Genomic DNA, 24,126 nt, shown 5'->3' with positions numbered 1-24,126 from the left:
GAATAACTATACATCCACAGCGTCAGCCTTTACCACTGCTTTGGCAGGTCAGGCAGCTTATATCATTCATACTTTGGCCGGAATATACCTTCATATCCCTTTCTGCAAGCAAGCTTGCCACTACTGCGACTTCCATTTCAGTACCTCTATGGGGCTGAAGGAGCAGACGGTGCGAGCTATTGCCAGAGAGCTCACCTTGCGGCAGGACTACCTGCAGGGGCAAGCTGTACGCACTATTTACTTTGGAGGCGGCACGCCATCCCTGCTCAGCAAACAGGAACTGCAACTGCTGCTGGCAACAACAAAGCAATTGTTTAAAGTTTCGGAGGAGGTAGAAATTACCCTCGAGGCTAATCCTGATGACCTGACGCCTGACAAACTACAGGAGTTGCGGGAGGCAGGGGTAAACAGGCTGAGCATTGGCCTACAGTCTTTCCACGCATCACACCTGCAACTGATGAACAGGGCCCACCATGCTCAGGAGAGCCTGCAATGTGTAAAGGATGCGCAGGCAGCCGGTTTTGATAATATCACAGTCGACCTGATCTATGGCGTTCCTGCCCCCAACCATGCTATCTGGCAAGAGGACCTGGCAACACTGTTCTCGCTGGGGGTACAGCACGTTTCCTGCTATGCCCTCACCATTGAGCCAGACACCGCCTTCGGCCGCTGGAACAAGAAAGGCAAGTTTAAGCCTGCCGAAGACGAGTTTACCGCTCAGCAGTTCGAGATGCTGCTAGAACAGATGTGGCAGCACGGCTATGTGCAGTACGAGATCTCTAACTTCTGCCTGCCTGGATACGAATCAAAGCATAACGGCAATTATTGGCGGGGAGTACACTACCTGGGCGTCGGCCCCAGCGCCCACTCTTTTAACGGGCAATCGCGGCAGTATAATGTGCCTAACAACAAGAAATATGTGGATGCTATCGCGCAGGGCAAGTTGCCTTATGAACTGGAGGAGCTTTCTCTGGCAGACCAGGCCAACGACTACCTGCTCACCACCCTCCGCACCATCTGGGGCTGTGACCTGAACAAACTACGGGCAGCCTACAACTACGACCTGCAAGCCCTACACGCCGGTTACCTACTGGAGCTACAGGAGAAAGGCTTAGCCAGTGTAAAGAACGAAGTGCTGTACCTGACGGATAAGGGAAAACTATTGGCTGATCAGATCACATTGGACCTGTTCCTGGAGGGAGAGGAAGCATAGCGCCAACAGGTCTTTGCTGGCGCTGTACTTCATGTCTATACTGCTTAGCCGTTCACTGCCGCCTCGCCGCCTACCAATTGACTGCAGATGTACTTCCCGATAGCCAGCGAAGACGTGGCCGCAGGGGAAGGCGCATTCCGCACATGAATGATGTTCCGGCTCTTCAGGATATCGAAATCGTCTATCAGCTTGCCCTTTCTATCGCAGGCCTGGGCTCTTACGCCAGCACCGCCTGGCACTAAGTCACTTTCCTGCACTTCAGGGACCAGCTTTTGCAAGGCTTTCGTAAACGCTGCTTTGGACAAAGACCTGTACATTTCGCCTAAGCCCGTTTGGCCGTACTTGGCTGCTATCTTCCAGAAGCCCGGCCATGTAAAAGTGTCCTGCGTGTCTTTCAGGCTAAAGTCCTGGAACTTGTACCCTTCGCGCTTAAAGGCCAGCACAGCATTCGGGCCAGCCTCCACACCACCCCGTATCATGCGGGTAAAGTGTACGCCCAGGAACGGGAAACTAGGGTCCGGAACCGGATAGATCAGTGTTTTCACCAGGTGTTCTTTTTCCTTGCTCAGCTTATAGTACTCCCCTCTAAAAGGGATGATGCGCAGGTCGTTCTCCTTTTCCGTCATGTTAGCCACTCTGTCCGAAAACAGACCGGCACAGCTAACCATGTTATCCGCCAAATAGGTATGCTTTTCGGTCTCCACCAGCACGGAGCTGACCTGAGAATGGATGTTAATGACCTTTTCTCCGAAGGCAACTTCCCCGCCGTACTTGTTCTGGTAGAGGTTCAACAGCGCAGCCGCCATCTTCGGATAATCGATGATGCCTGTCTGTGGCACGTGTATCCCTTTGATGCCCGCGCAATGGGGCTCAATCTCCTGAATCTCCTCTTGCGAGGAAAGCTTCCGCAGGTTCTTTAGCCCATTGCGAATACCTCTGTCATAGATGTCATTCAGCTTCGCTACCTCTTCCGGCGAGGTGGCTACGATTACTTTGCCACATAGCTCATAAGGAATGCTATGCTCCTCCGCGAACGTTATCAAAGAATTGTAGCCCGCTATACAGTTCTTCGCTTTCAGGCTACCCGGGGCATAGTAAATACCGCTGTGCATCACACCACTGTTGTTGCCGGACTGGTGTTTGGCTACGTCTTTCTCTTTCTCGATGACCAGGACTTTAGCATCCGGGTTCTGCCGCTTTAAGTGATAGGCAACAGAGAGGCCGACCAGGCCGGCTCCAATAATAATGGTGTCATATTTTTTAACTGACATAGGCGCTTGATTCTTTGTTAAAGTCTTGATTTAATCTGCCCCCCAGGCAGGGCCTGTATTGTGCCCTGCCTGCCAGGGAGCAAATACACTTGCCCGTATACGGTAACAGCTATATAAAAGCTAAAGGATATATAGACATTTAAATGCCAGTTAACAAAGGACAAGCGCCTAGGTATACTGCAGGCTTAAAAAGAAAAATGGCTCGTAAAGTACAGGAACCTTACAAGCCACTTCCGCGCAGTTAGGGAGCTGTTAAAAAAGCGCTTCTGCTACTTTTCTTACAGAGCCGGACTTGCCCATAGAGTAATAATGCAGGCAAGGCACCCCAAACTCCATCAGTTCTTTCGACTGCTTAATCGCCCACTCGACGCCCACCTGTGCAGCAGCCTTGTTATCGGCACATGCCTCTACGGCATCTGCTAAGTCACAAGGGATATCGATATGGAATATGCTTGGCAGGATCGTAAGCTGTGTTTTAGTCGTGATCGGCTTGAGGCCCGGTATAATCGGCACGTTAATCCCTTCTGAGCGGCACAACTGCACAAAGTCAAAGTACTTCTGGTTATCGAAGAACATCTGCGTTACCACATAGTCGGCTCCCATCTCCACTTTCTTCTTCAGCCAGCGCAGGTCCGCTTGCATGTTCGGGGCCTCGGAATGCTTCTCGGGGTATCCCGCCACCCCGATGCAGAAGTCAGTCCCATAGGTGTTCACCTGCTCATCGTCGAGGTAACGTCCGTTGTTCATGTCAATCACCTGTTCCATCAGCTCCGTCGCATACCTGTGCCCGCCCGGTTCCGGTGTAAAGCGCGATTCGCTCTTCACACAGTCCCCCCGCAGCACCAGCACGTTGTCGATCCCCAGGAAGTGCAGGTCGATCAGGGCGTTCTCTGTTTCCTCTTTGTTAAAGCCCCCACAAATCAGGTGTGGCACGGTGTCTACTTTGTAATGGCTCTGGAGGGCAGCGCAAATCCCTACTGTACCGGGCCTTTTCCGGGTCGTGCGCTTCTCCAGTAAGCCATTCTCGCGCTGCTTGTACACGTACTCCTCCCGGTGGTAGGTCACATCTATAAAGGGAGGGTTAAACTCCATCAGCGGGTCAATATGGTCAAAGAGGGTGCGAAGGTTCTCTCCTTTCAGCGGAGGCAGTATTTCAAAGGTGAAGTGCGTTTTGCCGTCAGCCTTCTTGAAGTGTTCCGTTACTTTCATCTATGTTTTCGGGTGATGCTCTTTTTATCGTTAATGGTTTGGGGCATGTGCTACCTATCCCTACTCTGCAGCCTCTGTTTGCTGTGCCAGCGGCTGTGGCTCGTAATTCAGGTTAGGCGATAGCCAGCGCTCCAGTTCTTCCAGCTGCATGCCTTTTCGCTTCGCAATGTCGGCCACCTGGTCCTCGCCAATCTTGCCCAAGCCAAAGTAGCGGGAGTCCGGGTGTGAGAAGTACAGGCCACTCACTGAGGAAGCCGGGTACATCGCCAGGTTCTCCGTCAGCACAATACCAGTCTCTTCGGCCTTCAAGAGGTTAAACAGCGTAATTTTCTCGGTATGGTCCGGGCAACCAGGATAACCGGGCGCAGGGCGAATGCCTTTGTATGCTTCTTTGATCAGTCCCTCGTTGTCCAGCTGCTCGTCCGGTGCATAGCCCCACAGTTCCTTGCGCACCTTCTCGTGCATCAACTCCGCAAAGGCCTCGGCCAGTCGGTCGGCCAGCGCCTTCACCATAATAGAACGGTAGTCGTCGTGCTCGGCCTCGTATTGCTCCACCAGCTTTTCGATCCCGAAGCCCACGGAAACGGCAAAGCCCCCGATATAATCCTGCAAGCCTGTTTCTTTAGGGGCCAGGAAGTCGGAGAAAGCCAGGTTCGGCACATTGCCACCTTTCTTCCCCTGCTGCCGCAGCGTGTGGAACTCCGTCAGCACGTTCTCACGTGAATCATCCGCGTATACTTCTATCGTATCGTCTGCTTCCACGTTGGCAGGGTAGAAGCCTACCACAGCACGTGCCTCCAGCAGTTGATTGTACACAATTTCCTTCAACATCTTCTGTGCATCGGCAAACAGCTTGCGCGCCTCTGTGCCATACTCCGGGTCGTCGAGTATCTTCGGGTACTGGCGCTTCAATTCCCAGGTATGGAAGAAAGGCGTCCAGTCGATGTAAGGCACAATCTCGGTAAGCGGATAATTGTTAAACACCCTGTTGCCCAGGAAGCTTGGCTTCGTCGGCTGTGTGGCTTTCCAGTCTACTTTGTACTTATTCGCCCGTGCTTCTTGAATGGTGGCAAAAGCGCGGTCTTTGGTACGGCCCAGGTGGTCTTCGCGCAGTTTGGCGTACTCGGCCTTGATCTCGGCCACATACTCCTTTTTATTGCTGCCCAGTAAGCTCCCTACTACCGTTACACTGCGGGAGGCATCGTGCACGTGTACCACCGGCCCACTGTACTGCGGCGCAATTTTCACGGCAGTGTGCACGCGGGAAGTAGTAGCACCTCCAATCAAGAGCGGAATCTTCATCCCCCGGCGCTCCATCTCCTGGGCTACGTACACCATCTCGTCTAAGGAAGGCGTAATCAAGCCGCTTAGCCCGATAATGTCTACTTTCTGCGCTTCGGCTTCTGCCAGGATCTTATCCAGCGACACCATCACACCGAGGTCAATCACTTCATAGTTGTTACAGGCCAGCACCACGCCCACGATGTTTTTACCAATGTCGTGCACGTCGCCTTTCACAGTGGCCATCAAGATAGTGCCTGCCGTTGACTTAGACGTGTCGGATGCCAGCTTCTCCTTCTCCATGAAAGGCAACAGGTAAGCCACTGACTTCTTCATCACGCGGGCACTCTTTACGACCTGCGGCAGGAACATTTTACCGGCACCAAACAAGTCGCCCACCACGGTCATACCGGCCATCAGCGGGCCTTCTATTACCTCGAGTGTTTTAGTTGCTTGCTGCCGGGCCTCTTCAGTGTCTTCTTCCACAAACTCTACGATGCCCTTTACCAGCGCATGCTTCAGGCGCTCTTCTACAGAGGCCTCTCGCCAGCTGTTATCCGCCTGGGCAGCACCTTTGCCTTTGCCTTTTACAGTCTCTGCATAGGTTACCAGCTTTTCTGTGGCCTCCGGGTGGCGGTTAAAGATCACGTCCTCAATCAGGTCACGCAATTCCTTCGGCACTTCCTCGTAAATGCCCAGCATGCCGGCGTTTACAATGCCCATGTCCATACCGGCTTTCACGGCGTGGTACAGGAAGACGGTGTGCATGGCCTCGCGCACTACATCGTTGCCCCTGAAGGAGAACGATAGGTTACTCACCCCACCGCTCACCAAAGCATGCGGTAGGTTGGCCTTTATCCACTTTACTGACTCGATATACTCTACGGCGTAGTTATTATGCTCTTCTATACCGGTGGCAATAGCTAAAATATTCGGGTCGAAGATGATGTCCTGTGGCGGGAAGCCTACTTCCTCGGTCAGGATGCGGTAAGCCCGGCCGCATATCTCTATTCTGCGCTCCAGGGTATCGGCTTGCCCTTTCTCGTCGAAAGCCATCACTACCGCAGCGGCTCCGTACTGGCGCACTTTGCGGGCCTGCGCTTTAAAGTTCTCTTCGCCTTCTTTCAGGCTGATCGAGTTTACAATAGACTTCCCCTGCACGCACTTCAAACCGGCCTCCAGTACTGTCCATTTAGATGAGTCGATCATGATCGGCAGCTTGGCAATGTCCGGCTCCGAAGCGATGAGGTGCAGAAAGTTGGTCATGGCCTCCTCTGAGTCCAGCATGCCCTCATCCATGTTCACGTCGATGATCTGGGCGCCTCCCTCTACCTGCTGCTGTGCCACCGACAAGGCCTCTTCGAACTCGCCGTTCACAATCAGGCGGGCAAATTTCTTGGAGCCAGTCACGTTCGTACGCTCCCCTACGTTCACAAATAAGGTTTCCGGAGTGACGGTGAGCGGCTCTAAGCCGCTGAAGCGTGGAAGGGGCTTTATTTCGGATGGGGTACGGGGCTGGTATTTCTGTACCAGCTCTGCAATTACCTTCACGTGCATAGGGGTAGTGCCGCAGCAGCCACCCAGTATGTTCACCAGGCCTTCTTTGAGGTACTCTTCTACGATGGCGCCCATTTGCTGTGCGGTTTCGTCGTAGCCGCCAAAGGCATTGGGCAAGCCCGCGTTCGGGTAAGCACTGATATAGGCATTGGATATGCGGGACAGTTCCTGGATGTGCGTCTTGAGCTGACGCGCTCCCAGCGCACAGTTAAAGCCAATGCTCAGGATGGGGGCATGCGAGATAGAGTTCCAGAAAGCCTCTACCGTCTGGCCCGATAGGGTACGGCCGCTGGCGTCGGTAATCGTGCCGGAGACCATGATCGGCAACTCTTTGCCGCCATCCTGTACATACTGCTGTATTGCAAACAGCGCGGCCTTACAGTTCAGCGTATCAAACACCGTCTCTACCAGTAACAGATCAGCGCCACCATCCACCAGGCCACGCACCTGCTCATAGTAAGCTTCCACCAGTTGATCAAAGGTGATGGCGCGGTAACCGGGGTTGTTCACATCCGGGGAAAGCGAGGCAGTGCGGTTTGTAGGGCCGATAGCCCCCGCTACAAAACGAGGTCTGTTCGGCACCTTCGCCTCTATCTCATCTGCTGCTTCGCGTGCCAGCCGTGCCGACTCGTAGTTGAGCTCGTACACCAGGTCCTCCATATGGTAGTCGGCCATGGCGATACGAGTGCCACTGAAGGTGTTCGTCTCCACGATATCAGCCCCTGCCTCCAGGTACTCGGCATGTATGGCTTTAATGATGTCCGGGCGGGTGATAGACAACAGGTCGTTGTTGCCTTTCAAGTCACCCAGGTGATCTTTAAAACGCTCACCGCGGAAATCTTCCTCCGTTAGCTGGTAGCGCTGAATCATCGTGCCCATGGCACCGTCCAGCACTAATACGCGCTCCTTTAGCAGCCTGTGAATAGGATGGTTTGTCATCGTCGGTGTCTTCTTTCTTCTCGTAAGTCTTTCTACACTTTACTTATCAAGAAGGACACCTGGGGGAGGGGTACTTTCTTATCTTCACCCAGCAAAACACTGGGAAGGGAATTAGCACCAAGCTTTTACAAGGTTGCTAAGACGTCGTAGGGCCCTATCCCTCGGTCTTTCTTGATAAGAACAGGCAAGTTAATAGTTTATCCGCATAAAAGCGAAAAATCTAATTTAAATATAGGTTGGCATCCATTAGGTGCTCCCATTCAGTAAGCACAAAAAAAACGGAAAGGGACACATAAAGTGTCCCTTTCCTACAGAGTCTTTAATTCGCCTAGCTGCGAATCCAACTCTTGTTTATATGTACGCCTGTGCTTGCCAATAGTTGCTCTAATCTGACAATGAACTACTAATAAGAAAAGGGATGCTGTTGGGCATCCCTTTTCTTAAGTGCTGCGCGGGCAGCTAAAGCTTAAGCTTCTGCTTCAGTTTTAGGAAGTACAGAAACGTAAGAACGGTTCTTCTTTCCTTTTCTGAACTGCACGATACCGTCAGTAAGGGCAAACAGGGTATGGTCTTTACCGATACCAACGTTTGCACCTGGGTGGTGTGCTGTACCTCTTTGTCTTACAATGATGTTGCCAGCAATGATGTCCTGACCACCATAGATCTTCACACCCAGTCGTTTAGAGTGCGACTCACGACCGTTATTAGAACTACCTGCTCCTTTTTTGTGTGCCATTTTTTTTAAGTATTTAACTCAGGCTAATGAAAACCTGAAAAGGTTCTACGATTGATTTTCTTCTTACTTCTTAACCAATGCTCTCGATCAGGACCTTCGTGAACTGCTGGCGGTGGCCATTCTTCTTGCGGTATCCTTTTCTTCTCTTCTTTTTGAAAACGATCACTTTGTCCGCTTTCACCAGTGGGGACAGGATTCTGCCTGTTACCTTTACACCTTCTACGAAAGGAGCACCTACTGTTACAGTACCGTTGTCATCAGTAAGAAGAACATTGGTGAACTCTACGGCGTCACCCTCATTGCCGGAAAGCTTGTTAGCGTAGATGAACTTGCCGTTCTCTACTTTGGTCTGTTGACCTGCGATTTCTACAATTGCGTACATCAGCTTCAATGTATATTTATGATTAGTCCGCAAAGGTACGGACCTCATTTTAATTTTGCAACGCCTTGTACCCTAATTTGTTTTACCGTTTGCACAGGTTATACACAAATATGTGGACAACACTGTTAACAAACACACCTCTTCTCCAGCCAATCCTCCAAAATAACAGCTAAACGTTTGCATTCCAATCATATCCACAATACAGGCCAAAACAACCTTTTCCACAAATAGGGCGAAACAGGCCTTAGCACCTGAGCTCACCCCGCATCCTAACAAACGCCACCCCCTCAGCCTCAAAAACACGACTCACAGCCCCTATAAAGCCTTTTCACAAGCTCTTGAGCAGTACTTAACATTGATTTAATATATAAATACAAATATTTATATTAATATATGTTTTCAACAAGGCGTGTGGAAAACAATGTTATTAACCCCAAAAATGCAGCAAAACAGACGACTGAGAGCGTGTGTATAAATTGAACAACTTTCGGGGCGAAATTCAAGTTCTAATTTCTATATTTGAAATCACAATGCTGTAGGAGCAAGTGTTTCTATGGCTGCTTTAACTTTCCGGATTTCAGGGCTGGCACACCATTTCATGCTTAGCCCTTCATTATAAAACGCTTACTTGCTTATGGAGCCAATACTGAAAGAGAACCCAAACCGCTTTGTCCTGTTCCCGATTCAAAACGATGAGGTGTGGCAGATGTATAAGAAGGCCGAGGCCAGCTTTTGGACGGCAGAGGAGATCGACCTGGGCCAGGACCTGAAAGACTGGGAAAACCTGAACGACGGAGAGCGTCACTTCATCAGCCACGTACTGGCCTTCTTCGCTGCCTCTGATGGCATCGTGAACGAGAACCTGGCTGTGAACTTTATGAACGAGGTGCAGATACCCGAGGCGCGTTGCTTCTATGGTTTCCAGATCATGATGGAGAACATCCACTCAGAAACCTACTCGCTGCTCATCGACACTTATATAAAGAAGCAGTCTGAAAAAGACCACCTGTTCAACGCCCTGGAAACAGTACCAGCTGTGGGCCGAAAAGGAGAGTGGGCCCTGCGCTGGATCGAGAGTGAGCATTTTGCAGAGCGCCTGATTGCTTTCGCCGCGGTAGAGGGTATTTTCTTCTCCGGCTCTTTCTGCTCCATCTTCTGGTTGAAGAAGCGCGGCCTGATGCCCGGCCTGACATTCTCTAACGAACTGATCAGCCGTGACGAAGGCCTGCACTGTGACTTTGCCTGCCTGTTATACTCTATGCTGCAAAACAAACTGCCGGAAGAGCGTGTTGTAGAGATCATCCGCGACGCGGTGAGCATTGAGCAGGAGTTTGTGACGGATGCCTTACCGGTAGACCTGATTGGCATGAACGCCAAGCTGATGAGCCAGTACATTGAGTTTGTGGCAGACCGCCTGTTGGTAGAACTCGGTTGCAAAAAGATTTACAACTCTGCGAACCCATTCGACTTTATGGAGATGATCTCGCTGCAGGGCAAGACCAACTTCTTCGAGAAGCGCGTGGGCGACTACCAGAAAGCCGGCGTGTTGGGCGACAAAGACAAAAACGTGTTCTCGCTGGACGAAGACTTTTAACTGTTCAGAACATTTCTTTAAGTATGGGAGGGCGTCCTGTTCCCCCTCCCATACTTACCTTTAGTACCTTTTTCCGGCAGGCACCAGGAGCACAGCGGCGACCGCAGCCACAGCCGGAACCCAATATGGCATCATCGCCAGTTTTACAGGGCATCTCAGTCCTACTATATAGTAAAAGGCTTTTGCTTTATCTATAATTGTTTGTACTGCAACGGCTTATGCGTTCGATCCCGTATGAGCTGACTGTATGTAACACCAGAGGTATTACCGCCGGCTGCAGCGGCAGCGGCTCATCTATATACTTGTACCTATTTATAAAAACCCGAGGCCTTTAACCTCGCTAACTGTATACGCTATGTTAGTAGTTAAACGAGACGGCAGACGCGAATCTGTCAAGTTCGATAAGATTACCGCACGCATCGAGAAGCTGTGCTATGGCCTGCACATGGACTATGTGTCGCCGATTGAGGTGGCCAAGAAGGTAATCGACGGCATTTACGACGGGGTAACCACCGTGGAACTGGATAACCTGGCAGCTGAAACGGCCGCGTCGCTTACCACCAAGCACCCCGACTATGCGGTGCTGGCAGCACGCGTGGCCATCTCTAACCTGCACAAGGTAACAAGCAAGTCGTTCTCCAATACCATGAAGCGCCTCTATACCTATGAGGACCCGAAGACAGGGGAGAACGCCTCGCTGATCGCGAAGGACGTGTACGAGATCATCCGGAAGAATGCGGCCCTGCTCGACTCTACTATCATTTACGACCGAGACTATAACTACGATTACTTCGGATATAAGACACTGGAACGCTCTTACCTCTTGCGCCTGGACGGCAAAATCGTGGAGCGCCCACAGCATATGTTGATGCGTGTGGCCGTGGGTATACACAAGGAGGACATCGAATCTGCCATCGAGACTTATAATCTCATGTCTGAAAAGTGGTTTACCCACGCCACCCCAACATTGTTTAACGCCGGCACGCCGAAACCGCAGCTGTCGTCCTGCTTCCTGCTGACGATGAAAGACGACAGCATCCCGGGCATCTATGATACCCTGAAGCAGTGCGCGCAGATCTCGCAGAGTGCCGGTGGCATTGGCCTGAGCATCCACAACGTACGTGCGACAGGCTCTTACATCAAAGGTACGAACGGCACTTCCAACGGCATCATCCCGATGCTGAAGGTATTTAACGACACAGCCCGCTACGTAGACCAGGGCGGCGGCAAGCGCAAAGGCGCCTTTGCCATTTACCTGGAGCCATGGCATGCCGATATCTTCGACTTCCTGGATCTGAAAAAGAACCACGGTAAGGAAGAGAACCGCGCCCGAGACTTGTTCTACGCTCTCTGGACGCCGGACCTGTTCATGAAGCGCGTAGAAGAGAACGGCGACTGGAGCCTGTTCTGCCCGCACGAAGCACCAGGCCTGGCAGAAAGCTGGGGCAAGGAGTTTGAGCGCCTCTACGAGAAGTATGAGCGCGAAGGCCGTGCCCGTAAAACAGTAAAAGCACAGGAACTGTGGTTTGCCGTGCTGGAGTCGCAGGTAGAGACCGGCACCCCTTACATCCTGTACAAAGACGCTGCGAACGGCAAGAGCAACCAGCAGAACCTGGGTACTATCAAGAGCTCGAACCTGTGCACCGAGATCATGGAGTACACCAGCCCTGATGAGGTAGCGGTTTGTAACCTGGCCTCGCTGGCACTGCCACGCTTCGTGAAAGAAGACGAGCACGGGAACAAGACCTTCGACCACCAGAAGCTGTTCGACGTTACCTACCATGTGACGAAGAACCTGAACAAGGTGATCGACATCAACTACTACCCAGTACCGGAGGCACGCAACTCTAACCTGCGTCACCGCCCGATTGGCCTGGGTGTACAAGGCTTGGCCGATACCTTTATTCACCTGCGCATGCCGTTCGAAAGCGACGAGGCGAAAGGGCTGAACAAGGATATCTTTGAGACGATCTACTTTGCCGCCATGACGGCCTCTAAGGACCTGGCGAAGAAGCAAGGGGCTTACGAGACCTTTAAAGGATCTCCGCTGTCTGAAGGCAAGTTCCAGTTCGACCTATGGGGTGTAACGCCGGAGAGCGGTCGTTGGGATTGGGAAAGCCTGCGTAGCGAGGTAATGGAGCACGGCGTGCGCAACTCGCTGCTGGTAGCGCCAATGCCTACTGCTTCTACAGCACAGATCCTGGGCAACAACGAGTCGTTCGAGCCTTATACGTCTAACATTTACCTGCGCCGCGTACTGTCTGGCGAGTTTATGGTGGTAAACAAGCACCTGCTCAAAGACCTGATCGCCCTGGGCATCTGGAACGACAGGATGAAGAACGATATCATCGCGGCCAACGGCTCTATTCAGGACATCCCGGCTATTCCGCAGCACATCAAAGACCTGTACAAGACCGTGTGGGAGATCAGCCAGCGTACGGTAATTGACATGAGTGCCGACCGTGGTGCTTATATCTGCCAGAGCCAATCGCTGAACCTGCACGTGCAGAACGTAAACTTCGGCAAGCTGACCTCGATGCACTTCTACAGCTGGAAGAAAGGCCTGAAGACCGGTATGTACTACCTGCGCACCAAGTCTGCCGTAGACGCCATCAAATTTACTGTAGAGAAACAGGCCGCCGAAACCCTTTCGCCGGTGTACAGCAACCAAGACCAGAACCGCAGCGACATGAGCTGCAGTTTAGACAACCCAGACGCTTGCGAAGCTTGCGGATCGTAATTAACTAAAGAAGGAGGGCACATCACCCTCCTTCTTCTTTTCCTACCTAATTAAAAGGCTATTCCCGTGTCACTGCTGGTTCCCCGCTAGCAGGTGGGATTGTATTGCCTATACTTTTCCCCACTCTAAAAACAGAACAGATGAAAATAGTATGCTTCATTGGAAGCGGCTTTAACTATATGTTAGCTGATATAGTTAAGTCACAAAGCATATATACAAAAGATGATATACCTCTTCATGAAAAACTTATTAGTTTGAATAATCTTTGGTACCAACTTGAACCTCTTTTCTTGCAGTTTCATGAGTTCATTCCAAACAGACATGGTGAACTAATGTTAGAGGCTCTTGATGGCATTCAAGCAATGCTGCAAAAGACAGCAACTAGAGGTAATGCTTCCTCCCTAGTTGACCAATCACCACTTTTTACTGCAAACCTTCTTATAAAAGAAGAAATGAGAAAAGTTGGAGAACATTTTACAATGTTCGAGAGAAACGAGGGTTACTCCACTATACACAGGGCTTTACCTAATTTTGGAAGAGCTTTTAATGGTCTGCTAAGAAGTCAACTCGTGAGTGATTTGTATCTATGTACAACAAACTACGATGGAATAATAGATAGTCTTCTAACATACTACTGTAGAGAAAGTAAGAGTAGTAAGTTCATCATGAAAGACGGATTCATACATGGCCGATTTAATGAAAGTTTTTTTAGAAACTCACGTTATAAAATAGCCCATATCCATGGTTCTTACAGGTACTTCCAAGGCAACAACTATACAGAAAAGCTTAAGAAAGAAACAATCAACAGTAGTCCTTTGATGGTATATGATAATCCAATACGCAAAGAAGCTACAATCTTACAAAACGAAGTACTTGCAGCCAACTATCGGGAGTTGAGGCGTCAATTAACAATGTGTGACAAGGTTATTACTATAGGAAACTCATTCAAAACCGAACCACACCTACAACGGCTTATAAACACTCACTTCAATAGACCAAACACACAGCTCTTAGTCTGCTCTGATAAGCCAGAAGAAGTAGTATCGGAATTAGAGCCGTATTACAATTTCCAAATCAACACTCAGTCAACAGAGCATGTGAAGTCTGAGAAGCAGCTTATAGGGTTATTTGATCGGCTGTTAAGTGCAAAGAGGATGGCAACACTAGCAAGAGCGTAACTCAAATTGAAAGTATATCCTACAGACCTCGCGGTGTCCTTATCCCGCGAGCGTCTAGCCCTCCAAGGCCCTATCCACGCAGCTACAGCCTATCCATTCCAGACGCTCACAAGAGCTGCGCACGCTGTGAGGTCTATTCTATTCGCGTTGCGAAGTATTTTATGCTTGGCTATAGCTCGTCTTCACCTATGAGTGGCGCGATAGGGATGAGATGCAGCGTTTTCCTCGTGAAAAGCTTTGTACCCCTCTCTGCCTCCGAACCACTCCAGCACCTCTTCCCGCTGCAGCGCAGTTTTACTTCTGGAGAGGATACTGTGATAAGAGGAGTAGGGCCAGTCGCTAAAGTCATCTATCAGGCCGTGGTGCTGCGGGTTGAAATGAATGTAGTAGATAAGTCGGGTAAAGTAAGCCTCGGAGACTACTCCCTTTTCCCGCCGTTGTTGGTGTTTTCACCAACAACTAAACTCCAGCCACGAAGCTGTAGCTTTACCTTTCGACAAAAGCCTACAACATACAACTTAAGATGGGGCTATAGTGCCCCTAGGTGCTAATGTGGTTGTTGGTGAAAACACCAACAACGGCAGAAACAACGGCAAAAAAGACATCCTTTCCCCTTAGCCTAACGGCTATGGAGAGAACACCAACAACGGCGAAAGAAGGGCGAAATGGCCAAGGCTGGAATGGTAACGGCAAATACTGAAAGCGGCAAAAGCGCCAGCATCAGTAAGAGGAAAAGCAGATACGACCTCCGTGGCATAGCGGCGGGCAAACCACTACCAGAGCCTAAGAACGACAGAAGTACAACTCAAACAGAGACACCGCAGTACTTTAACACATGTTCGAGCAACGGCATATCGCCTTCTTCACAGCTACAATATTAGAGTGGAAACATCTGCTGAAACCAGATAAGTACAAGGCCATCGTTCTAGCGAGCCTCAGATACCTCGTAGCGAACAAGCGTGTAAAAGTATATGCCTTCGTTATCATGCCAAACCACCTGCACCTGCTCTGGAAAATGGAAGAGCCCCATAAACGAGAAGACGTGCAACGAGACTTTCTTAGATTCACGGCACAGAAGATTAAGTATGACCTGGTTAAGAACCATCAGGCAGTGCTGGAGAAATTTAGAGTAGACGCTAAAGACCGACAGTACCAGGTGTGGGAGCGCAATCCGCTGTCGGTGTATTGCTACTCTGTTAAAGTTACAGAGCAAAAGCTGGACTATATACATCAGAACCCCACACAGGAGAAGTGGCAGCTAGCGACACTACCTGAGGAGTACTTCTACTCTTCTGCCAGCTTCTATCATAACAATACGGATGCATTCAGCTTCTTAACACACTACCTCGACTAAGACAACAGGCACGTTGTTGGTGAAAAATATCAACAACGGCAGAAGTAACCAGCAAAAGTATCTACATAAGGCGCTACATACTTGCGGTAGTTTGCAGGAAATGATGGTAGCCGTCCGGATCCCGGAACAATGTTTCCTATTTACTGCCCCGCGTATAGAGGTGATAGAATTTGGCTGGCTCCAGCGAAGCTGTCTGCTGCATCTGTACCTATGTGCGTGCTCCAACACATTTGACCAAAAGCTCCTGCCATCATACTCCTACTCACCGCATCAATACGCTAGCTCCACTTTAATGGTATTGTAGTAGACTGTAGTGGTGCCTTCAAAGCCAGAATCGGTACCGACAATAAGCCACAGGTTGCCTCTGTCGTCGGTGGTTATCGGAACAGGGTTCTGCAGGTTATCCCGGCGAATGAGTTGGTACTTCTCCTCACTGCCCGGTATACCGATGTTGCCTAGTACCACCATGTCTTTACCACTCTGTGCCTGGTTCCCTTTGTCGATGTTTATCCTTATATCATCGCCCTCCTCCACCGGCACAGGCTCTACAGGAGCGCCTCCTGCTTTCAGGTAAACACTTGCCCCGGGGCTGCCGCCTATCCCGAAAGACTCCTCGGGGTACTTGGAGGTCAGCTCTACCTCAAATGTAGCGTTATAGGTGTGATTGGGCCTGAGCCCGCTTATCTGCTTCTTCGTAAACAGGAACAGATCATCGCTTAGGTTTCTGCCCGATAGCTTTAGTGCCATTCCGTTTTCACTCACCTCTGCAGGAAGGCTCTCGTGGGCAAAAACAAACTCCAGCCGGTCCCGGTCCCAATCCTCCGGAAAGTCCGCCATTCCACCTTCCCAACCTTCGGCTCCCTGCTCAAAGCTATAGGAAAGGCTGTGCACAGGCATTATCGTAGTACCATCCTCATCGTTGCAGCCAAAACTAAACACAGCCCAAAGGCTGAGAAGGCAAAGCTTTACATGCGTTTTCATAGCTTTTGGTGTTAGACACTGTTTCACTATAAATACGACACCAACACGGAAAAGGAAGCCCTTCCCCCATAAGCTTTGCGCTGCATCTCCTCCTTTTAGTAAGTCATGAAACGGTAGCACAGGAACCGCGGAAAAGCCACCTTCCTATTTAAGGTAAAAGCTCTGTTTAAGGCGCAACAGGCGTATAATCCACCACAAAAGCATCTTCCAGCACGCCTAACCGGCCTAGCAGTGCACCGAACTTCTTGTGTTCCGGATGCGGCAGGTAGGCATCTCGTGCAGCAGCATCTTCAAAGGTTAGCTGATAGACGTGGGTAAAGCCGAGGTTCTTGTTCTCGGGGCTGTTGTTAACACCGTGCTCAAAGGCAATGATGCCCGGAATCTTGTCTTGCAGTTCCCCGAAGGCTTTAGTTACCTGCCCGATCTGGGCTGGGGTAGCGCTTGGCTTATACTTAAAAACAACGATGTGTCGCATAGGCTCTTTTCCTGAGGTTTGAAACGCTGATAGCAGTAGGGTAGCGGCGAGTACTGCCACCACGACGCTTAGTCCTGTTGTTTTGTTCATGCTAGATTTGTTTTAAGGCTTATGACAGCTAAATATCAACCTATTATAGTCATAATTAACAGGATATACAAAAGGCTATTTTCAGAACAACCGGGCTAAGGCTGCCCACGCATTTACAGAAAGGAGGCTTACCAACCTTCTTCACCTCTTTTCCTTTTTAATATAGCTAGCTTACCATGCCTTTTAAACCTCTCTACAATAACTTTCCGTGCTCCTTATAACCTGAGGGCTCCGATTTGCGAAAGCTTTAAGAAGCATAATCTTAAAGCAGAAACAGGATGGAAAAGCAACACATTACGGAGGCCTTATGGAGCGGAACGACAGCGTTTAAAGAATATCCCCTGCTACCAGGCGATATAGAAGTAGACGTAGCGATAGTAGGAGCGGGAATTACCGGCATCAGCACTGCCTATACCTTAGCGAAGGCGGGCAAGCGGGTAGCCGTGCTGGAGGCCCTGAAAGTAGGTTCTGGCACTACAGGCTCCTCTACAGGCAACCTCTACGCACCCATAGACGAGCGCCTGCACTCCGTAGAGACGAAGTTCGACGAAGAGACGATGCGCACCGTGGCTGCCGCCAGAACCGCCGCCATAGACTTTATCGAGAAGCGGGTACAGGAGTATAACATCGACTGCGAGTTTAACCGTGTGCCCTGGTACCTGTTTACGACCCCGGAAACGAGCAGCCAGAACAGCCAGGTAGAAAAGGAGCTGGAAGCGTCTAAAAAAGCAGGTTTACCTGTCAGTGGCGAGGCCCCTGCCAATTTCCCTTACGAGGTATCGGCCATCACCAACATTGCGCACCAGGCACAGTTTAACCCCCTGAAGTATGTACAGCACTTAGCCGCTGCCATTGTGGGCGATAACTGCCAGATATACGAGGGCACCAAGGTAACGCAGGTAGAGGACGGGGAGCCTTGCGTGGTACACACGCAGCACGGCAAAGTAACTGCCAGGCACGTGGTGATGGCCACCCACAGCCCGAAAGGGATTTATGCCGTGCATACCGAGATGGAGCCCTACCGTGAGTACGCCATGGCCGTGCGCCTGAAGGGCGACCCACCGGCAGGGGGCATTTACTGGCATCAGATGGCCAAACAGCACCACTCGGTGCGCCCTTACAGCAATGCCCAAGGCAACTTCCTGCTGGTGCTGGGCGAGCCGCATAGGGTGGGCCATAAGGAGCACAACGAGGATAGCTTCCTGAAAATAGAGGAGTACATGACCAAGCACTTCGATGTAGACCATATCGTGTACAAATGGGCCGCGCAGAACTACAAGCCTGCCGACAACCTGCCCTACATCGGCACCAGCCTAACGCAGGACCATACCTACATTGCCACGGGTTTTGCCGCCGACGGACTTACCTGGGGCACGGTGTCCAGCATGATCATCCATGATTTGATTGTGGGTAAGGAGAATGAATGGGCCAGAACCTTCGATCCAAAGCGCTTTACACCAGTTGCTTCTTCTAAAAAGTTTATGCAGGAAAACGTGCACGTTGCCAAACACCTGATCAAGGACTACTTCTTTTACGACAAGGATGTGCAGCTAAAGGACCTGAAGCCAGGAGAGGGGAAAACCCTGGAAATAGACGACGAGAAGCTGGCTGCTTACCGCGACGAAGAGGGCAAACTGCATGTGGTGTCGTCGGTATGTACGCATATGGGTTGCGTGGTGCACTTTAACAACGCCGAGAAGAGTTGGGATTGCCCTTGCCATGGTAGCCGCTTCTCGGTAGAGGGGGAGGTACTGGAAGGCCCTGCTTATGATAACCTGGCAAAGCCAAACACCACCAAGAACGAGCAATAGGTATAACTTAAGAAAGAGCGTTCTTCTGCGATGCTTTCTGTTGCGTGGAAGAACGCTCTTTTTCTTCCTCCCACGGCTCCTGCAGCCAGGCCATCGCCTCTTCCTTTTCTTCGAAGTTACGGATAGCTAACTGCTGACCTGAGCCATTGCACTTATCCACCATGGAGTCGATCGCCTGCCGGTTTTCTTCGTGCTCAGATGGCAGGTTTGCCAGCCGTAGCAGGGGGCTCTCAACCAACTGCGGCACAAACACCTCCATGCTCCACTGCAAGTCGGCTGGGGCAACGGACTTCATCTTCCGGTTGTCTCCCAGCCAGCCCTTCAATTCGAAGCGGTCTATCAGGTAGAGGCAGAGTAAGACCGCTTCCCTAAATTCCGCTCCCTGAAGCTCTCCCTGCCATTCGGCACCGCCTATTTTCAGGGCTTTATCATAATAGAGGCTTACAAAAGGGTTCTTAAAGTAAATGTTCTTCATACAACTGCTTTCTCTTAAAGTAAGAATATTATCCCCGAAAAAGAAATCAGGCCAAGGTAAACATGGAGTTTTACCCTGGCCTGACGATGCTTCATTTTATGAAAACAGAGCTTTTTTTAACCATTTGTACCGGCCTTACTGCTCTCACACGATAACCTCTATACAGCCTGTCTGCTAACAACCTGCAGGAGCTGGGTTTGTAGCCCCGGAACTGTTTTCACCTATTAACCAAACTTATGGCAGGAGAGCTCAACTTACTGCTTTCCTGGAGCCACCGCCCCACAGCCCCTACTGGGTACGCACCAAAATATTCAGCAGCAGCATCAGGCTGTACTTATTGCACTAATCTTATCCTTTCTCGATCATAAAACTGTCATGTTGGCGTAGGTGTAAAAGATAAAAACATCCAAATAAAGCCATAATGACACATAACATGACAAAGTTTGGCTTTAATACAGGAATACATGCTTGGCACCTGATTTGCATTATACTCCCTGAAAATGAAATAAGGAGAAAGATGAAACTGATAAATAATAAAGAGTTTTTAAAGAGTATTGCACAGCAGATCGACTTACTGAACACCATTGGTGGTGGCGTAAGCGAGACGTATGTGGATATCCAGAAATATAAGAAAGGTGCTGTTATTAACGTATGGGCTGCGGGTGTAGACCCAGAGGCTTTTAAAGTAGTGTTGAACAACAACCAGTTAACAATGTTCTCGCTACTACACAGCAAAGAAAACGCTGAAATGGCCGCCCCTTTGTTTAACCGTACATTCATGTTGCCACCGCAGGTAGACTTGAGCCGCGTAGAGGCCGTGTACCAGGAGGGACAACTACAGGTAAGACTGCCTTACTTAGAAGGAGCCGGTCAGCCAAGAGAGATTGAGATCAAGCAACTATAAGCTATAAGCAAACAAGGTTACAGAAAGGCTACCCAGTGGGTAGCCTTTTCCTTTGTAGCTCCGGTATGCAAGCAAAGCGTTTGCTACACAAACTTAGCCTTGATGATGGACGTGAGGTAATCGTAGACTTCTACCGTTTCCTTATCAAAGGAAAAGGTCTGATAGGCTTCCGCAGTTGTTTGCATCACACGGCACCCGTTCTCTACCATCATATAAATCAGTTCGCGCAAGCGGTACGGGTGCCCTGCAATATTTAACATACATATGGCGTCGCTGCTCTCCACATGCAGAAACATATGATGCACATGGTTCTCATCCGCCATTATTTTCTCTTCTGACATACTACTCTGAACTTTGGCTTACCTATAAAGCAAATCGAGTGCTAAAAAGTGCCCCTGCAGCACCGGTTCTCGCTAAACAAGAGAAAAATCTTGCTTTTAGCACTTATTATACTTTAGGATGTACAAAGCCACAAAGCGCGGGACTGCTTTTCGCTATTGCCGGGGGTGCTCCTTGCGCCAGCCCACCACAAACAAGATAAACCAGATAGGGTAGAGCGGCGAGAGAATGGAGGCGAAGTACGGGTCTACTACAAAGAACAGCACAAGCTGCAGAACCAGATTCAAGACAAAGCCGATGACAGCGATTTTGTAATAGAAGTTACGGAGTTTCATGTACAGGTATACGCAGAAAATAAAAAAGGCTGGCTGAAGGGAGGAAGCACCGGTGGCAAGGCATAAAAATACCCGGCTTTAGGGCCGGGTATTGATTAAACGGAAGGCCTGTGCCCTCGTAATGTCCTTCTCTACAATCAGCGGCGGGTCATCTTCTTTCGCTACTACCAGTTTAAATCGGTTTTGAGCATCCTGGTAATAGATAAGGGTCATGATATCTTCATAGCCCCTGCTAAAGATCTTCCTCGTCTTCTGATCATTAAAGAAATTATAATTATCTAACTTTATGTTACGTATTAACTTCATATCCCTACAATCTCCTAGTATTTTAACGGCATCTCCCCCTATTTATGTTTCAAATCCTGCAAAGGTCTAAGCTTAATCTATGGATAATGCAAGCGCTTCGTGGCCGGCTTTTATGAAAAACTAAGCCAGTATTAGCACCAGAACCTTATATTTGTTATGCATAAAGAGTATCAAGAATGCAGTGCGTCTCAGGAGTCTTTGCTACAATGCCGGGAACTACCAAAAGACAGCAGGCAGGCTAAGAGGAAACACATACTGTTACATGAGGAACCAAGCAGAGTTACCCGGTAGTGGCTACCAGATTCAGGAAATAAAGGGCCTGGAGCATATGCTGCGGCAGCACCGCCTTATCCAGCAACTGAACCCGTCCATGACGCTGGCGCGCTACGAGGAGCTGCTACGGCAAATGCTGCCGAACGGGTACCGCATGGTAGGCGCTTTCGATGGGGTGGGTACTTGCGTGGGTCTCTCCGGGTTCTGGATTAACACCAAACTATACAGCGGCAAGTACTTGGAGCCAGACAATTTCGTGGTGGAGGAAGCGCACCGTTCTGGCGGGGTAGGCAAGCTCCTGTCGGACTGGATGTTGGCAGAGGCACAACGCCACAACTGCGACACCGTAATGTTGGATGCCTATGTTACAAACAGTGCCGCCCATCGGTTTTACTTCCGGGAAGGGTTCCATGTAAAAAGTTATCACTTCTTTAAAAGCCTCAAAGTATGAGCTCAGGCAAGCACAGCTGGCTGCTCTGGCTGTTTTACTTTATTGTATTTGAGCTGATAGTCTTCTTTGGGCTACAGTGGCTGCTGTCGGGCATGGGCATGAGCAACCAACTGCAGCCCGAGAACACGGTGGTGCCGAACTGGGTAAAAGCGGTTACTTTTATTCTCCTCTACATCCTCCTGCTCCTCTTTATGGTCATGCTGATCAGCAACACCGTACCCAGCAAGCACCGCACGCAGTTGATGCGCTGGGTGTACCTGGCCCTTATAGGAATGGTAGTGATGCTCTTTCTTCTCTTTTGAAAAATATGCCGCTTGACGCAATAAAAACACGACAAAAGCTTTATATATAAGACAATGAAAAAAGCACTCTTATCTCTGATACTCTGCCTCATAGCTGCATATTCCGGCTATGCGCAGATCCAAAACAACCGCTCCGGGCGTTACTTCATCCAACTCCAGGACGGACGCGTGATATATGCTGACAAGATCCAGTATAAGTCGCCTATCTTTAAGTCCAGCTATTTTCTGCTGGATGATTCTCTGAAGTTTAACCCCAGCACAGTGAACGTCTTCCAGGATGATGAAGGCTTCTTTGCCCGTGTTTCGTATGGCAACAGCCCGGATGCCTTTGCCAAGCGCATTATGGATGGCCCGCGGATAGACAGGTTCTACACCTCCCGCACTTCTTACGATTACTCCCCGTACGGCTACGGTTACGGGGGCTATTCGCCTTATGGTTTTGGAGGTCCGCGTACCAGCCGCAAGCGCATTTACTTCTTCTCGAAAGATAATGGCCCGCTCTACCAGGTAGAATACGAGACCCTACGGGAAGCCCTTGCCGATAACGCCTCCAGTATGGCCTTGCTTGGTAAGTACCGGAAAGAAAAGCTCATCAACACGGGCGTGTCTGTCCTTGGTGCGGGCTTGCTTGCCGCCGGAGCTATTGTTTCTGTAAACAACTCACAGGAGGTAGGCAATGGAGGAAACCTGAACGTGTCGCCGCTGGTGTATGCCGGCGCAGGGGTGCTGGGCGCCCAGTTCGTGATCAACCTCTTCCAGAAAGATAAGTTAACCCAAGCCATAGAGGTCTACAACTATCAGCTAAAGCAGTAAAGGCGGTTAAAACCAAGGTCAGGGAGCCGGGGCAGAAGAAACTGTCCCGGCTCCCTTGTTTTAGGATTACAGGCATAAATGCGTATATTTGATCAGGTAGCTTTTACGATTTAAAAACAAGCAGCCAGTTTCGTTTACCAATACCCGTACCCATGTACCTGTGTTTACCCTTCACCCGCTTCTCCGCCCAACCCGTGCTTACCTGGGCGAAACGCACCTTCGCCTTTGCCTGTTTTGCTGTCTGCCTTAGTTCCTGTGCCGGCTCAGCGCCTGCTTTTGGGGAACGCGGCTATACCGAAGAGGGGAAAGCCTCTTACTACGCCCGCAAGTTTCAGGGCCGTAAGATGGCCAATGGCGAGCGCTATCGTCGTGGCAAACTCACCGCAGCCCACAAAACGCTGCCTTTCGGCACCAAAGTAAAGGTAACCAATGTGCGAACGCACAAAACGGTAAAGGTACGCATCACAGACCGGGGCCCCTTTGTAAGCGGCCGCATTGTGGACCTCTCGGAGAAAGCCGCCAGGCGGCTCGGTATGATCAAGGCAGGAGTCGTGCCCGTGAAGGTGAAAGTGATAAAGCCCGCTCCAGAAAGCTGATAAGGCTCTCCTGCCATACCGCTATGTGTTTGCCCGCCAAGACTGTAGCTCCACTTAAATCATAAATATATTCTCCATATTATCCAAGTACTTTCTTGCTTTTTGCAAGGGAAATGGATACTTTTGGACATGGAAAACCTATGGCGGCGAATACAGGAATACATGCCAATAGTAGCGCTGGTGCTACTAAGCATACTTATTATGCCTGCCGCCCTGGCAAATGGCAATAACAATGGCAACAGTGCCACCGTAAGCGCCTCTGCCACTCCTCAGGTTAGTCCCCTTGCCACCGAAGATACAAAAGCCTCTAAGGCAACCCCTGCAACCAAAGTAGCGCCAAAGCCAAAGGAAAAGTCTGTACTGGATGCAGAAGTGCTTGAGAGCCCCATGGAGTACTTTAAGAAAGCCTTCTCTTCCGATGAGGAGGGAGGAGCAGACACAGCACCGAACTCAGGCGCCGCCATGATGACGGTGAAAGCCCTGGTCGCCATGCTGCTTTCCACGATTATATAACAAGCTTC

Annotated in this window: 23 protein-coding genes and 1 riboswitch; of the genes, 12 read left to right on the top strand and 11 right to left on the bottom strand. The window is 50.2% G+C overall.

Going from position 1 to position 24,126, the window contains the following annotated elements; translation table 11 throughout:
* The first annotated feature begins 73 nt into the window (after positions 1 to 73).
* Positions 74 to 1,213: a radical SAM family heme chaperone HemW gene (hemW, locus tag CHB92_RS04850; RefSeq protein WP_089318186.1), complete on the top strand. Its 1,140-nt coding sequence runs from the start codon at positions 74 to 76 to the stop codon at positions 1,211 to 1,213.
* A 44-nt stretch (positions 1,214 to 1,257) separates the two neighbouring features.
* Here hemW and lhgO read toward each other — a convergent pair whose 3' ends face one another.
* The 5 genes from lhgO to rplU form a co-directional block, all read right to left on the bottom strand.
* Positions 1,258 to 2,484, bottom strand: coding sequence for an L-2-hydroxyglutarate oxidase (lhgO, locus tag CHB92_RS04845; protein WP_089318056.1), 1,227 nt, complete (start codon positions 2,482 to 2,484; stop codon positions 1,258 to 1,260).
* Between the two features lie 252 nt (positions 2,485 to 2,736).
* On the bottom strand, positions 2,737 to 3,693 hold the full coding sequence (gene metF / locus CHB92_RS04840) for a methylenetetrahydrofolate reductase [NAD(P)H] (protein ID WP_089318055.1): 957 nt from the start codon (positions 3,691 to 3,693) through the stop codon (positions 2,737 to 2,739).
* 60 nt (positions 3,694 to 3,753) lie between these two features.
* Positions 3,754 to 7,470 carry a methionine synthase gene (metH, locus tag CHB92_RS04835; protein WP_089318054.1) on the bottom strand — a complete coding sequence of 1,239 codons (3,717 nt, stop codon included), beginning with the start codon at positions 7,468 to 7,470 and terminating at the stop codon, positions 3,754 to 3,756.
* A 75-nt stretch (positions 7,471 to 7,545) separates the two neighbouring features.
* Positions 7,546 to 7,651: riboswitch (SAM riboswitch) on the bottom strand.
* A gap of 285 nt (positions 7,652 to 7,936) precedes the next feature.
* Positions 7,937 to 8,206, bottom strand: a complete 270-nt coding sequence (gene rpmA / locus CHB92_RS04830) for a 50S ribosomal protein L27 (protein ID WP_089318053.1) — start codon at positions 8,204 to 8,206, stop codon at positions 7,937 to 7,939.
* A gap of 70 nt (positions 8,207 to 8,276) precedes the next feature.
* Positions 8,277 to 8,588: a 50S ribosomal protein L21 gene (rplU, locus tag CHB92_RS04825; RefSeq protein ID WP_089318052.1), complete on the bottom strand. Its 312-nt coding sequence runs from the start codon at positions 8,586 to 8,588 to the stop codon at positions 8,277 to 8,279.
* Positions 8,589 to 9,222: 634 nt separating this feature from the next.
* Between rplU and CHB92_RS04820 the strand changes: the two genes are divergently transcribed.
* From CHB92_RS04820 to CHB92_RS04805, 4 genes are all read left to right on the top strand, one after another.
* The gene (locus CHB92_RS04820; RefSeq protein ID WP_089318051.1) at positions 9,223 to 10,182 is read left to right on the top strand and encodes a ribonucleoside-diphosphate reductase small subunit; all 960 of its coding nucleotides are present in this window, start codon (positions 9,223 to 9,225) and stop codon (positions 10,180 to 10,182) included.
* A 355-nt stretch (positions 10,183 to 10,537) separates the two neighbouring features.
* A complete protein-coding gene (locus tag CHB92_RS04815) occupies positions 10,538 to 12,922 on the top strand; it encodes a ribonucleoside-diphosphate reductase subunit alpha (protein WP_089318050.1) in 2,385 nt (794 codons plus the stop codon).
* Positions 12,923 to 13,062: 140 nt separating this feature from the next.
* Positions 13,063 to 14,100, top strand: coding sequence for a hypothetical protein (locus CHB92_RS04810; protein ID WP_089318049.1), 1,038 nt, complete (start codon positions 13,063 to 13,065; stop codon positions 14,098 to 14,100).
* An 835-nt stretch (positions 14,101 to 14,935) separates the two neighbouring features.
* Entirely contained in the window at positions 14,936 to 15,454 is a 519-nt protein-coding gene (locus tag CHB92_RS04805; RefSeq protein WP_089318048.1) for a transposase, read from the top strand.
* A 270-nt stretch (positions 15,455 to 15,724) separates the two neighbouring features.
* Here CHB92_RS04805 and CHB92_RS04800 read toward each other — a convergent pair whose 3' ends face one another.
* Complete coding sequence (locus CHB92_RS04800; protein WP_089318047.1) at positions 15,725 to 16,435, bottom strand: hypothetical protein; 711 nt, start codon at positions 16,433 to 16,435, stop codon at positions 15,725 to 15,727.
* A gap of 166 nt (positions 16,436 to 16,601) precedes the next feature.
* The gene (locus tag CHB92_RS04795) at positions 16,602 to 17,000 is read right to left on the bottom strand and encodes a Dabb family protein (RefSeq protein WP_089318046.1); all 399 of its coding nucleotides are present in this window, start codon (positions 16,998 to 17,000) and stop codon (positions 16,602 to 16,604) included.
* Between the two features lie 278 nt (positions 17,001 to 17,278).
* Between CHB92_RS04795 and CHB92_RS26075 the strand changes: the two genes are divergently transcribed.
* On the top strand, positions 17,279 to 18,811 hold the full coding sequence (locus tag CHB92_RS26075) for an FAD-dependent oxidoreductase (protein WP_089318045.1): 1,533 nt from the start codon (positions 17,279 to 17,281) through the stop codon (positions 18,809 to 18,811).
* A gap of 7 nt (positions 18,812 to 18,818) precedes the next feature.
* Here the strand turns inward: CHB92_RS26075 and CHB92_RS04785 are convergent, their stop codons facing one another.
* Entirely contained in the window at positions 18,819 to 19,286 is a 468-nt protein-coding gene (locus CHB92_RS04785; protein WP_179222954.1) for a hypothetical protein, read from the bottom strand.
* A gap of 517 nt (positions 19,287 to 19,803) precedes the next feature.
* On the opposite strand from CHB92_RS04785, the gene CHB92_RS04780 reads away from it, so the two are divergent.
* Positions 19,804 to 20,190, top strand: coding sequence for an Hsp20/alpha crystallin family protein (locus tag CHB92_RS04780; protein ID WP_245842288.1), 387 nt, complete (start codon positions 19,804 to 19,806; stop codon positions 20,188 to 20,190).
* Positions 20,191 to 20,273: 83 nt separating this feature from the next.
* Here CHB92_RS04780 and CHB92_RS04775 read toward each other — a convergent pair whose 3' ends face one another.
* The 3 genes from CHB92_RS04775 to CHB92_RS04765 all read right to left on the bottom strand — a co-directional run bounded on the left by CHB92_RS04775 (position 20,274) and on the right by CHB92_RS04765 (position 21,170).
* On the bottom strand, positions 20,274 to 20,531 hold the full coding sequence (locus tag CHB92_RS04775; RefSeq protein WP_089318044.1) for a hypothetical protein: 258 nt from the start codon (positions 20,529 to 20,531) through the stop codon (positions 20,274 to 20,276).
* A gap of 153 nt (positions 20,532 to 20,684) precedes the next feature.
* The gene (locus tag CHB92_RS25460; RefSeq protein WP_144266268.1) at positions 20,685 to 20,864 is read right to left on the bottom strand and encodes a hypothetical protein; all 180 of its coding nucleotides are present in this window, start codon (positions 20,862 to 20,864) and stop codon (positions 20,685 to 20,687) included.
* Between the two features lie 78 nt (positions 20,865 to 20,942).
* Positions 20,943 to 21,170, bottom strand: coding sequence for a hypothetical protein (locus tag CHB92_RS04765; protein WP_089318042.1), 228 nt, complete (start codon positions 21,168 to 21,170; stop codon positions 20,943 to 20,945).
* A gap of 262 nt (positions 21,171 to 21,432) precedes the next feature.
* Between CHB92_RS04765 and CHB92_RS04760 the strand changes: the two genes are divergently transcribed.
* The 5 genes from CHB92_RS04760 to CHB92_RS04740 all read left to right on the top strand — a co-directional run bounded on the left by CHB92_RS04760 (position 21,433) and on the right by CHB92_RS04740 (position 24,118).
* Positions 21,433 to 21,894 (top strand): GNAT family N-acetyltransferase, encoded by a 462-nt coding sequence (locus tag CHB92_RS04760; RefSeq protein ID WP_089318041.1) that lies wholly within the window; start codon positions 21,433 to 21,435, stop codon positions 21,892 to 21,894.
* On the top strand, positions 21,891 to 22,196 hold the full coding sequence (locus CHB92_RS04755; RefSeq protein WP_089318040.1) for a hypothetical protein: 306 nt from the start codon (positions 21,891 to 21,893) through the stop codon (positions 22,194 to 22,196). The genes CHB92_RS04760 and CHB92_RS04755 overlap by 4 nt, the downstream gene beginning before the upstream one ends.
* A 54-nt stretch (positions 22,197 to 22,250) precedes the next feature.
* Positions 22,251 to 23,009: a hypothetical protein gene (locus CHB92_RS04750; protein ID WP_089318039.1), complete on the top strand. Its 759-nt coding sequence runs from the start codon at positions 22,251 to 22,253 to the stop codon at positions 23,007 to 23,009.
* Positions 23,010 to 23,161: 152 nt separating this feature from the next.
* The gene (locus tag CHB92_RS04745; RefSeq protein ID WP_089318038.1) at positions 23,162 to 23,605 is read left to right on the top strand and encodes a septal ring lytic transglycosylase RlpA family protein; all 444 of its coding nucleotides are present in this window, start codon (positions 23,162 to 23,164) and stop codon (positions 23,603 to 23,605) included.
* Between the two features lie 162 nt (positions 23,606 to 23,767).
* On the top strand, positions 23,768 to 24,118 hold the full coding sequence (locus tag CHB92_RS04740) for a hypothetical protein (protein WP_089318037.1): 351 nt from the start codon (positions 23,768 to 23,770) through the stop codon (positions 24,116 to 24,118).
* Positions 24,119 to 24,126 lie beyond the last annotated feature (8 nt).

Origin of the sequence: Pontibacter ummariensis (genome assembly GCF_900188175.1) — a bacterium.
In the GTDB taxonomy this organism is placed as follows: Bacteria; Bacteroidota; Bacteroidia; order Cytophagales; family Hymenobacteraceae; genus Pontibacter; species Pontibacter ummariensis.
Note: the sequence above shows the minus strand (reverse complement) of the source record. Positions and strands in the feature narration are given on the sequence as shown.

Coding starts and splice junctions, on each gene's coding strand:
- CHB92_RS04785 (WP_179222954.1), bottom strand. CDS start 19,286: ATGAAGAACATTTACTTTAAGAACCCTTTTGTAAGCCTCTATTATGAT.
- CHB92_RS04745 (WP_089318038.1), top strand. CDS start 23,162: ATGTACCTGTGTTTACCCTTCACCCGCTTCTCCGCCCAACCCGTGCTT.
- lhgO (WP_089318056.1), bottom strand. CDS start 2,484: ATGTCAGTTAAAAAATATGACACCATTATTATTGGAGCCGGCCTGGTC.
- CHB92_RS04760 (WP_089318041.1), top strand. CDS start 21,433: ATGAGGAACCAAGCAGAGTTACCCGGTAGTGGCTACCAGATTCAGGAA.
- CHB92_RS04800 (WP_089318047.1), bottom strand. CDS start 16,435: ATGAAAACGCATGTAAAGCTTTGCCTTCTCAGCCTTTGGGCTGTGTTT.
- CHB92_RS04810 (WP_089318049.1), top strand. CDS start 13,063: ATGAAAATAGTATGCTTCATTGGAAGCGGCTTTAACTATATGTTAGCT.
- CHB92_RS26075 (WP_089318045.1), top strand. CDS start 17,279: ATGGAAAAGCAACACATTACGGAGGCCTTATGGAGCGGAACGACAGCG.
- CHB92_RS04740 (WP_089318037.1), top strand. CDS start 23,768: ATGCCAATAGTAGCGCTGGTGCTACTAAGCATACTTATTATGCCTGCC.
- CHB92_RS04755 (WP_089318040.1), top strand. CDS start 21,891: ATGAGCTCAGGCAAGCACAGCTGGCTGCTCTGGCTGTTTTACTTTATT.
- metF (WP_089318055.1), bottom strand. CDS start 3,693: ATGAAAGTAACGGAACACTTCAAGAAGGCTGACGGCAAAACGCACTTC.
- CHB92_RS04795 (WP_089318046.1), bottom strand. CDS start 17,000: ATGAACAAAACAACAGGACTAAGCGTCGTGGTGGCAGTACTCGCCGCT.
- CHB92_RS04750 (WP_089318039.1), top strand. CDS start 22,251: ATGAAAAAAGCACTCTTATCTCTGATACTCTGCCTCATAGCTGCATAT.
- rplU (WP_089318052.1), bottom strand. CDS start 8,588: ATGTACGCAATTGTAGAAATCGCAGGTCAACAGACCAAAGTAGAGAAC.
- CHB92_RS04820 (WP_089318051.1), top strand. CDS start 9,223: ATGGAGCCAATACTGAAAGAGAACCCAAACCGCTTTGTCCTGTTCCCG.
- rpmA (WP_089318053.1), bottom strand. CDS start 8,206: ATGGCACACAAAAAAGGAGCAGGTAGTTCTAATAACGGTCGTGAGTCG.
- CHB92_RS25460 (WP_144266268.1), bottom strand. CDS start 20,864: ATGAAACTCCGTAACTTCTATTACAAAATCGCTGTCATCGGCTTTGTC.
- CHB92_RS04775 (WP_089318044.1), bottom strand. CDS start 20,531: ATGTCAGAAGAGAAAATAATGGCGGATGAGAACCATGTGCATCATATG.
- CHB92_RS04780 (WP_245842288.1), top strand. CDS start 19,804: ATGAAACTGATAAATAATAAAGAGTTTTTAAAGAGTATTGCACAGCAG.
- CHB92_RS04765 (WP_089318042.1), bottom strand. CDS start 21,170: ATGAAGTTAATACGTAACATAAAGTTAGATAATTATAATTTCTTTAAT.
- metH (WP_089318054.1), bottom strand. CDS start 7,470: ATGACAAACCATCCTATTCACAGGCTGCTAAAGGAGCGCGTATTAGTG.
- CHB92_RS04805 (WP_089318048.1), top strand. CDS start 14,936: ATGTTCGAGCAACGGCATATCGCCTTCTTCACAGCTACAATATTAGAG.
- CHB92_RS04815 (WP_089318050.1), top strand. CDS start 10,538: ATGTTAGTAGTTAAACGAGACGGCAGACGCGAATCTGTCAAGTTCGAT.